Origin of the sequence: Zooshikella harenae (assembly GCF_018837975.1) — a bacterium.
GTDB classification, from domain to species: domain Bacteria; phylum Pseudomonadota; class Gammaproteobacteria; order Pseudomonadales; family Zooshikellaceae; genus Zooshikella; species Zooshikella harenae.
Map to the genome: position 1 here is coordinate 1 of NZ_JAGSOY010000278.1, position 1,032 is coordinate 1,032.

Genomic DNA, 1,032 nt, shown 5'->3' on the forward strand with positions numbered 1-1,032 from the left:
ATGGCCAAAGTCGAGAGTAATGAAAAAGAAGAAATAGCCCTAGATAAGTTAAAAAATAACGAGTCTTCGATGAATGTGTTTACTAAAAATGTAAAGGTAATCCATTTGTCAACGGTTAGTAAAATATCATCTGATATTAAACGAAATGAAATAGAGCTAATGTTTAAGGATGGTAAAACTGAAGACGATGAAACTATGTTTTTTGGTGATAATCAATCGTTTCAATCTGCTTATGGATTTATAAAAAATCTATTTGGTGATAAATTTATAGAAACAGTTGATGAATATAATATTCCAAAAGCATCGTATGGTGCTTTATGGGCATTAACCATTTTTGGATTTTTAACATGGTTATTTTATAGGATGGCAGATCAGATTGAACAAGAAGGTGCTGATCCCCATGGCCGTAAGGCAAAATTATTGGTTAAATTTATCGATCTATTGGGTACCACTGGAGTAGCGGTTATTGGAGGCTTGATATTGTTAGCGACTCTAACGTACCTTGTAAGTAGAATTAGAAAACCTCCTTCGTACTTAGTGCTTCATCCAGGAAATTATAAAAGCTCTAGTATAACTAGAACTGCCATAAACTATGTTATTTTAATTGTAGTATGGATTGTTTTGGTGAAAGCTATGTTATAGCTTAATTAACTATTTGATTGAAGAGGAGATGCTTGCGAGTAGGGTAGCAATACTGAAATTTCTTGCTATGTCTGCATGGCAACAAATAATGAAAATATAAATAAGTGCTTAAACTGTAAACGTCCAATGAATGCTATTGTAGTGGTATTTTTCGGTACACTAAAAATACTACAAGATCAGATGACATGTCACTCTAATTTTCTTAATATAAAATAAAGCATGAAATTTTATGTTGAATTAGTTTTGTCTAATGTTTGTATTGGTCAATAAAGGAACAGCTGATGAAAGTTGGTAGTCAAATATTTTCGATTATATTTGCTTTTTTTACTGCTTCGTTTGCTTATGGAGGTTTCAGCAGTAGTAAGGGTTATAATACATATGATATGTATA

The 1,032-nt window shown here is 31.5% G+C and carries 1 protein-coding gene; it reads left to right on the plus strand.

Going from position 1 to position 1,032, the window contains the following annotated elements:
• A partial coding sequence (locus KCG35_RS25620; protein WP_215822685.1) for a hypothetical protein occupies positions 1 to 642 on the plus strand: 642 nt, incomplete at its 5' end.
• Positions 643 to 1,032 lie beyond the last annotated feature (390 nt).